This is a genomic window from Halomonas sp. AOP22-C1-8 (genome assembly GCF_052378905.1).
Lineage (GTDB): Bacteria > Pseudomonadota > Gammaproteobacteria > Pseudomonadales > Halomonadaceae > Vreelandella > Vreelandella citrativorans.
Genome location: NZ_JBQSYD010000010.1, coordinates 109,053 through 116,727, shown reverse-complemented (window position 1 = coordinate 116,727; position 7,675 = coordinate 109,053). Strand labels below are relative to the sequence as shown.

Below are 7,675 nucleotides of genomic sequence, written 5' to 3'. Positions count from 1 at the left end.
GTGTAAGAAAAGTAGAACCCATCACTATTCAATAGATTTTCTTTCCTAATCCTAAAAAGCTACCAGTATCGGCAGGCGTGAAAGCATTTACGTGCATGAGCGCCTAGATGGGGGGAGGTTACGCAGTTAACCGTTAACAAGCGTGGTGCGGTTGAGGCTAAAAGCCCATTCATTACGGCATGACCGGTGCTGCCGTTGGCCCTGGCAATTGGAGCGGTATAACGTTCGGACAACTGAGCCAGTAATAAAAAGGTAGGCTTTTATTGAAGTTGTAGAAGGGATACTTATCTAAAGGGGATAAACTAAGCGGATGCGTTGATTCTTCCTGACTGCGCGCTATTACGCCCATCAGGTTTATAGAGTGTTTTTTCCGCAATTTGGCGTATATAGTCCAGCATTTCTTGATTGTGCTTCATGCGTACCGACAGCATTTGACCGGTTAGTTCGTTCATACGCGCAACACGCTCGCTCTTTTCGAGTAGCGTTTCCCAAGCCGTTTGACAGCCAGCATCACGAGCAGCCAAGCGTGCCCCATTGGCGTTGTCTTCATAGCCAAGTCGCTTTTGAACATTGCGGCGTAGCGTTTCAATGCGCTCTATATCGGCCAGCAGCGCTTGTTTACCTTCTGCTGTATCGGCCAGCGCTTTTCCGTCAATGTCACCCTGCGTTAAGAGTGTTTGCTCACTCGATAATAGCGCCACTAGCTCATCAATACGCTGCTGCTGGTCGGAAAGCAAATGGGCAAGGCTCATAGTACGCTACCTTATAACTCTGAAAGATTGGCAATCAAGCCATCTGCAATACGGTCAGCTCGAATTTCAAGACGGCCCTCACGAATGGCATCGCGAATCTCTTGAACTTTTGCCATATCGATATCCTGCGTATCATCGAAATGAGAATGGCTAAGCTGAGTAGATTCACGCGTTTGGCCAGCGACTTCAGCCGCCTTGGGTCCGCCCGTCTTTTGTGTTTCATCACGTTGCTGCGCTTGGTTCGAGCGTAACAATGAATTGAGGTTATCAATGTTCACGTTGTGTGCCTTATGGTCAACGTCTGTGTATTCGGCGTCAGTGATAACAACTATCGGCCCTGGTGGCTAAAACTTTAGACCAGATCTAAAAATCCACCACTAAAATGCCTTGTTCATTAATTCGTACCGTTACTATTTCACGGGTATCAAAGCGCACGCGAACCTGGTCTCCTACCCCTCCGCTTTCCAGCACTTCTCCCTCGCGTGAAACGCGAAAAGCATTGCCTTGAGCGATGACCGTAACCCGCTGACCGCGCTCAACAACCGAAGGCGTTTGTAAGAAGTGGGTTAAAAAGGTACTGCCACTTCGAATCTGCCGCTGAGCAACCTTGCCAACAATTTCTTCTTCATTGGTTAGGGCCTGCGACGAAAGCTCCCCCAAATTACCACTTTGCTCAACGAGCATATCAGGGGTAATCAGCGTACCGCGATTAATATCGTGCTGGGCTACCCAGTAGCTGCCAATAACATCAATTTGGGCCTGCAAATAACGTACTTGCTGATGTGTTTCACCGCAGCGAACACCTACCGAAACGCGCCCTAACGGTGATTGACCCGCATTGGGCAAAAAAGGTTCCGGCTGAACGCAGGGCGGTAAGTGAGGAGAAGGAGGGCGCACATCAATGACCACCTCCTCTCCTAGAGGCTGCGTTTGTTGATACAAAAACTGATGCACTTGCTGCATGAGCGCATCGTCTGCCTGTGCGCTTGAGAAACACGCCAAACAGGCCACCAGTGAAAAATAGCGCGTGAGCAGTGCTGAGAAGCAACGTTTTATGTGCAGCGGATGTGACATGGCGGGGCAGCTCAGCAGGCGAGGGATAACGAGATTTAGCCAGTAAGTGTAGCGAAAAAGAAGTAGATGAAACAGACGAAATGCTGGTGTAAACGCTAGCTGTTCCATGCTTTGGGCTGACAGCCGTAAGCGTATTCTTCACCATCGATAAATTTAATTTTTTTGCCTCCCGGCGAGCGAGGGCGCGGCATGCTTGATCAACTAGAATCTGCCTTTAACTACCACCAGCAGGCATTAGGCTTGCGTCAAGCGCGTCATGAAGTGCTGGCCGCTAATATTGCGAATGCCGACACGCCAAATTATAAGGCGCGGGACATTGATTTTGCCAACGAGCTTAAAAAAGCCGTTGACGGTGGTGTTTCACAACAGGGCAGCCAAGGGGGATTAACGCTCGCCCGGACGTCTGGGCAGCATTTAGCCGGTGCCGGGCCTGCCTGGCAAGGCGCCGGTAATGCGGCGTTACTGTACCGAATTCCTTCCCAGCCGAGTCTGGACGGCAATACGGTTGAGATGGATCGCGAGCGTACTCAGTTTGCTGATAATGCCGTGCGTTACCAAGCGGCGCTTACGATCATGAATCGCCGTATCCAGGGTCTAAAAAATGCAATGCAGCCTGAGTAGGCCAGCAAACTGCGTAGGAGATAAATGATGTCGATGTTTTCAGCGTTTGATGTTGCTGGCTCTGCCATGAGCGCTCAATCCCAGCGGATGAATGTCACTGCCAGCAATATGGCCAACGCCGATAGTATTGCCGGCCCGGATGGTGAAACGTACCGCGCGAAACACGTGCTGTTTGAAGCGCAGGCACAAAACACCCGTTTTGGTATTGGTGGCGTGAGAGTCTCCGACATTGTGGAAGACGACTCACCGCTGCGTCTGGAATACATGCCCAATCATCCCGCAGCTGATGAAGAGGGCTATGTGGCCAAGCCCAATGTAGAGCCTGTGCATGAAATGGTGAATATGATTTCCGCGTCCCGCTCTTATCAGGCGAACGTAGAGGTATTCAATACCACAAAACAGATGATGATGCAGACGCTGTCACTGGGTGAGGGATAAGCATGAGTACTATCGATGCAAATGTCGTTAACGCTGTGAATAGTGGTGGCTCCAACGGTCTATCGGCTCGCCAGTCAGACGAGCTTCGCAATAGCTTTATGACGTTGCTGATCACCCAGCTGCAGAACCAGGACCCGCTAAATCCGATGGAAAACGCGGAAATGACGTCCCAGCTGGCACAGATCAATACTGTTAGCGGTATCGAAGAGCTGAATAGCACACTTGAAGGCATTACCAGCCAAATGGATGCCAATCAGGCGTTACAGGCGAGCGGTCTAATTGGTAAAGGCATCATGGTGCCCGGTAAGGATGTGTTGCTGGAGCAAGATAACGAAGGGAAATTGTATACAACACCCTTTGGGATAGAGTTGGCAGAACCAGCGAAGAGCGTTAAGGCGACGATTGTTGGTGAAGGTGGTCAAGTCATCAAAACTTACGACGATCTAGGCCCTCTAGATGCCGGCGTTCACTCATTTGATTGGCCTGGATTGAGTGACCAAGGGGCAGCCGCTGCCAGTGGTCGGTATTCGATTCAACTAGAGGCGGCCGACGCTGAAGGTGAAAGAGTTGAATCCACAGCCTTGCAGTATGCGGTGGTCAACCGCGTGACGCCTAACGACGGTAGTGGAAGCGTGCGGCTGGATTTAGGCGCTATTTATGGCCAAATCAGCCTGAATGACGTTAAACAAATTCTTTGACTATTCGCTAAACAATATCTTTTTCAGGGGAACATCATGAGCTTTTCACAAGCACTTAGTGGTCTGAACGCTCAGCGTGAGAAATTAGGCGCTATCGGTAACAACATTGCTAACTCGCAGACAGTCGGTTTTAAAAGTTCAAATGTACAATTTGCTGACGTATTTGCTGAATCACGCATAGGGCTTGGTGTACGCACATCTGCCGTATTGCAAGATTTTACCCAAGGCAATGTTGAGTCTTCATCACGTAATATGGACTTGGCCATTTCAGGGGAAGGATTCTTCCGCTTTCAGCAGCCTAACGGAGAAGTAGGCTACTCGCGTAACGGTCAGCTTACGATGACAGCCGATGGCCGCTTGGTAAACGCTCAGGGTGCGCAAATCATGGGCTATGCAGCTGATGCTAATGGTAACGTGCAGGCGGGTGGCCAGGCTGTTGGGCTAACGGTGGATTCGGACGCGTTGCCAGCAAAATCAACAACCGCTGTCGAAAACGTTCTTAACCTGGACTCTCGTGAACAAGTAGGAGAAGGGCTTAATACAATTACAGTTGGCGAAAACGAGATTGACTACCACTTCACAACTAACTTTACGGTCTACGATTCATTAGGCAACCCATTTAATATCAACGTTTATTACGAAAAAGTTGGAAGCCCAGACGGTAGTAATCAGAATGTCTGGGAAGCTAAAGTAGTTTCCGGTAATGAATATAACGAAGAGAACAATTTTCTCGTAGAGTTTAATCAAAATGGTGTGCTTACATCAGTGCGAGAGGTTACGGACCAGTACTTGAAGGCTCAAGCTAACCTGAGTAGCGCCCAAGCTACTTTTGATGGAAATCAAACAACTCTCAATACACAGCTCACAAGCGTTCGAAGTCAGTTAGATGAAGCAAAAGCCTATCTTTCTGGGCTTATCTCTTCTGGTGATGTAGACGATACTGAGCCCGATATAATCGCGTTGCAAGATGCTATCGAGGATGTTGAATTACAGCTCACTACATATGAGTCAGCTGTCGCTAACGGCGGCCTAATGACTGATTTTTCTAATATCTTCGCTCCTATTTCAACTGCAAGTACTGCTGCTAACAATGTTGCTGGTTTTGATAGTGCTGAATTCGACAATCAGCTAGGTACTCTGTCAAGCGACATTGCAACAGATGTCGCGACGTATGAGACGAACAGAACTGCGTTAGCAACTGATCAGACAGCATTAGCAGCAGAATTTAATAATTTGCCGCGCCAGGACAGCCAAACTCAAATCTCTCTAAATATCAATAGCGGTGCTGCCTCGCCACTTGCCTTTAATTATGATCTTGGCGGCACTACGCAATTCGGTAATGACTCTACTGCAACTGATGTAACGCAGGATGGCTACACGTCTGGTGCCTTGGTCGGCATTACTATCCAGGATGATGGCACCATTATGCGCAATTACTCTAATGAGCAATCGCTTGCTGCGGGCCAAGTAGCTATGGCGAGTTTTCGTAATCCAGAAGGGTTGAAGCCTGGCGGCGATAACCTTTGGACGGCCACAGCCTCCTCTGGTCAGGAACTGGTGGGCGCTCCAGGGACAGGAATGCGAGGCTTAATACAAGCCAGCGCAACGGAAACCTCTAACGTCGATATGGCTCAAGAGCTGGTGAGCATGATCGTCGCTCAGCGCGCCTACCAGGCCAACTCGCAAACCATCAGCACCCAGGATGAACTCCTGCAAACCATTATTAACCTTTAATAATGGGTCCTTTTGGTAAGGAGTAAGTCACTTGGATCGGATGCTATATACCGCCATGAGCGGTGCCAAAAACGCCATGGATCAGCAGTCGGTGGTGAGCAATAACCTGGCGAATGTAACCACTACGGGCTTTCGTGCGCAGCTTCAGGCTGCGCGCTCGGTGCCTGTTCAGGGTGAAGCGTTATTGGCAACGCGTACGTCAGTCATGACCACCACGCCGGGAAGTGATTTTTCACAAGGGCCGGTTGAGTTTACCGGACGTGCGCTGGATATCGCGATGCAGGGTGATGCCTGGATGGCGGTGTTAGCCGATGACGGTACGGAAACCTACACACGCCGTGGCGACCTGCAACTGGATAGTGATGGCGTCCTGCTAAACGTAGGGCGTCCAGTGATGGGCGATGGTGGTCCTATTGCGGTGCCTCAAGGAGCGCAGGTATCCATCGGCGCTGACGGTACGATCAGCGCTATTCCTGAAGGCGAGGGCCCAGAAGCGCTCGTTGATGTTGGCCGGATCAAATTGGTAACGCCTGACGAGCAGGCTCTGACACGCGGTGACGATGGCTTATTTCGTGCTCCGCTCAATGACGTGGGAGCACCTGGCGTGCTGCCAGCAAACGAGGATGCTCGCTTGGTCAGCGGTGCGCTTGAAGGCAGTAATGTCAGCGCGGTGGATGCCATGGTCGCGATGATTGATGTCGCGCGACGTTACGATATGCAAATGAAAGTGCTCAGCACCGTTGATGAGAATGCTCAGCGGGCCAACAGCATGCTCTCTATTCAGGGCTGATAGCAGCCGCCTAACAAGGGAACACGAACACTCATGATTACTTCTTTGTGGACTGCTAAAACAGGGCTTGAGTCTCAGCAAACGAAATTGGATGTTATATCCAATAACCTGGCCAACGTTAGTACCAATGGTTTTAAGCGTTCGCGCCCCGTGTTTGAAGATTTGTTGTACCAGAATATGCGCCAGCCAGGTGCACAGAACAATATCCAGGACCGACTGCCTTCAGGTATGCAGGTCGGTACCGGCGTTCGCGCCGTGGCAACCGAGCGTTTACATACTCAAGGTGGCCTGGAGCAAACCGAAAACTCACGTGACCTTGCCATCAACGGTGAAGGTTTTTTCCAAGTGTTGTTGCCTGATGGTACGAGTGGCTATACCCGGGACGGAAGCTTCCAGCTCAACGAAAATGGTCAGATGGTAACGGCGAACGGCTACCCGCTGGAGCCAGCTATTTTTGTGCCGGAAAATGCCTTGGCTGTGACTATCGCTGAAGATGGTACGGTAAGTGTTCGTCAGCCAGGCGTTGCGATAGACAACGATATTGGCCAAGTCACGCTGACATCGTTTATTAATCCCGCTGGTTTAGAAAGCATAGGTGGAAACCTTTACTTGGAAACCGGTGCCTCCGGTGCTCCCAATGAAAATATACCGGGTATTAACGGTGCCGGGCGCTTGTTCCAAGGCTACGTCGAGACCTCGAACGTGAACGTTGTGGAAGAGATGGTTAGCATGATCCAAACCCAGCGCGCGTATGAGATTAACAGCAAAGCCGTATCTACCAGCGATGAAATGTTGGCACGTTTGAGCCAGCTATAAAGAGCGCGTTGAGGTTTATTGAACCATGCGGGATTTTTACCATGTTAGCCGTCGGCTAAGCGTTATTGCTTTGCTGTTTTTTACCTTACTGGCGGCCGGCTGTGCCCAGATACCCCGCGCCTCAGTAGTGGGTGAACAAGAGCAGATTGAAATTGTGGATCGCCCACCGCCTATTCCCAATGGCTCAATTTACCAAGCCCGGCAAGGCTATCAGCCGCTGTTTGAAGACCGTCGACCAAGAGCAATGGGGGATATCCTCACCATAGTGTTGGATGAGCAGGTAAGCGCCAGCAAAAATGCGCGTACAAATGCGTCGCGCAACGGCAGCGCATCGTTGGATCTTGCCCAGTTGCCTGATGTACTCGACACCCTGGCTGAATATGGTTTCGATATTGCCGGGGCCAGCGATTTTAATGGCGGCGGCGGTGCGCAAGCGAACAACTCGTTTACCGGCACTATTACCGTCTCGGTTTTAGAAGTCATGAATAACGGTAACTTGCGCGTTAGGGGCGAAAAGCAGATCGGCATTAACCAAGGGACCGAGTTCATACGTTTTTCAGGCGTCGTGAATCCACGTACGATTACCACCCAGAATACGGTGCCCTCCACGCAAGTAGCGGATGCGCGGATAGAGTATGTGGGGGATGGCTATATTAATGAAGCTCAGCACATGGGGTGGCTGCAGCGCTTTTTCTTGAATATTTCGCCCTTCTAATGGTACCTGGAATGGCTAAACAACTTAGTGGCCTAGA

The 7,675-nt window shown here is 50.4% G+C and carries 10 protein-coding genes; 7 read left to right on the top strand and 3 right to left on the bottom strand.

Annotated elements, in window-relative coordinates; all coding sequences use genetic code 11:
* Window positions 1-302: 302 nt before the first annotated feature.
* The 3 genes from ACT3TY_RS07785 to flgA form a co-directional block, all read right to left on the bottom strand.
* Complete coding sequence (locus tag ACT3TY_RS07785) at window positions 303-752, bottom strand: flagella synthesis protein FlgN (RefSeq protein ID WP_172117788.1); 450 nt, start codon at window positions 750-752, stop codon at window positions 303-305.
* Between the two features lie 11 nt (window positions 753-763).
* Window positions 764-1,030 (bottom strand): flagellar biosynthesis anti-sigma factor FlgM, encoded by a 267-nt coding sequence (gene flgM, locus ACT3TY_RS07780; protein ID WP_444627828.1) that lies wholly within the window; start codon window positions 1,028-1,030, stop codon window positions 764-766.
* An 85-nt stretch (window positions 1,031-1,115) separates the two neighbouring features.
* Window positions 1,116-1,934 (bottom strand): flagellar basal body P-ring formation chaperone FlgA, encoded by an 819-nt coding sequence (gene flgA / locus ACT3TY_RS07775; protein WP_444627827.1) that lies wholly within the window; start codon window positions 1,932-1,934, stop codon window positions 1,116-1,118.
* Between the two features lie 81 nt (window positions 1,935-2,015).
* Between flgA and flgB the strand changes: the two genes are divergently transcribed.
* Genes flgB through ACT3TY_RS07740 form a run of 7 tightly spaced genes read left to right on the top strand, consistent with a single transcriptional unit; the run spans window position 2,016 to window position 7,638 of the window.
* Window positions 2,016-2,447, top strand: coding sequence for a flagellar basal body rod protein FlgB (gene flgB / locus ACT3TY_RS07770; protein ID WP_444627826.1), 432 nt, complete (start codon window positions 2,016-2,018; stop codon window positions 2,445-2,447).
* A 27-nt stretch (window positions 2,448-2,474) separates the two neighbouring features.
* Complete coding sequence (flgC, locus tag ACT3TY_RS07765; protein ID WP_444627830.1) at window positions 2,475-2,885, top strand: flagellar basal body rod protein FlgC; 411 nt, start codon at window positions 2,475-2,477, stop codon at window positions 2,883-2,885.
* Window positions 2,886-2,887: 2 nt separating this feature from the next.
* Window positions 2,888-3,583: a flagellar hook assembly protein FlgD gene (locus ACT3TY_RS07760; protein WP_444627825.1), complete on the top strand. Its 696-nt coding sequence runs from the start codon at window positions 2,888-2,890 to the stop codon at window positions 3,581-3,583.
* A 36-nt stretch (window positions 3,584-3,619) separates the two neighbouring features.
* Window positions 3,620-5,317: a flagellar hook protein FlgE gene (locus ACT3TY_RS07755; RefSeq protein ID WP_444627824.1), complete on the top strand. Its 1,698-nt coding sequence runs from the start codon at window positions 3,620-3,622 to the stop codon at window positions 5,315-5,317.
* Window positions 5,318-5,348: 31 nt separating this feature from the next.
* Window positions 5,349-6,107 (top strand): flagellar basal body rod protein FlgF, encoded by a 759-nt coding sequence (locus ACT3TY_RS07750; protein WP_444627823.1) that lies wholly within the window; start codon window positions 5,349-5,351, stop codon window positions 6,105-6,107.
* Between the two features lie 33 nt (window positions 6,108-6,140).
* Window positions 6,141-6,923: a flagellar basal-body rod protein FlgG gene (gene flgG / locus ACT3TY_RS07745; RefSeq protein WP_192527253.1), complete on the top strand. Its 783-nt coding sequence runs from the start codon at window positions 6,141-6,143 to the stop codon at window positions 6,921-6,923.
* 25 nt (window positions 6,924-6,948) lie between these two features.
* Window positions 6,949-7,638, top strand: coding sequence for a flagellar basal body L-ring protein FlgH (locus ACT3TY_RS07740; RefSeq protein ID WP_087109109.1), 690 nt, complete (start codon window positions 6,949-6,951; stop codon window positions 7,636-7,638).
* Window positions 7,639-7,675: the final 37 nt, after the last annotated feature.